General features: G+C 41.5%; 1 protein-coding gene. It reads right to left on the bottom strand.

What is annotated here, in order from left to right:
* A partial coding sequence (locus CWC16_RS19785; RefSeq protein WP_212747482.1) for a hypothetical protein occupies window positions 1-192 on the bottom strand: 192 nt, incomplete at its 3' end.
* Window positions 193-258 lie beyond the last annotated feature (66 nt).

The following is a 258-nucleotide window of genomic DNA, read 5'->3' as shown; positions in this document are numbered from 1 at the left end:
GCTACCTTTTTTAAGTGTTTCACCAAAGAGCTCAGCAATACGGCCTTCAATATCATTGATGATTTCATCTCTTCCTTCTTCATTGGCGAAGAAACGGCGGAGGCTTTCTACATACTGCTTCAGTACGTCGTAGGCAGATTCCTCAATGGGAATCACCCTGCCCTGGAAGTTTATGTTTATTACCTTTTTCATGAGTTGATTAGTTTTCTTGGTTTAGGTTGGTTTGGTTGTTTTCTGTTTCTGTGGATGCTTGGGGTT

The organism is Pseudoalteromonas sp. S3776 (assembly GCF_005886915.1).
GTDB lineage: Bacteria > Pseudomonadota > Gammaproteobacteria > Enterobacterales > Alteromonadaceae > Pseudoalteromonas.
The sequence above is the reverse complement of the archived record's forward strand: the minus strand, read 5'-3'. Positions and strand labels throughout refer to the sequence as shown.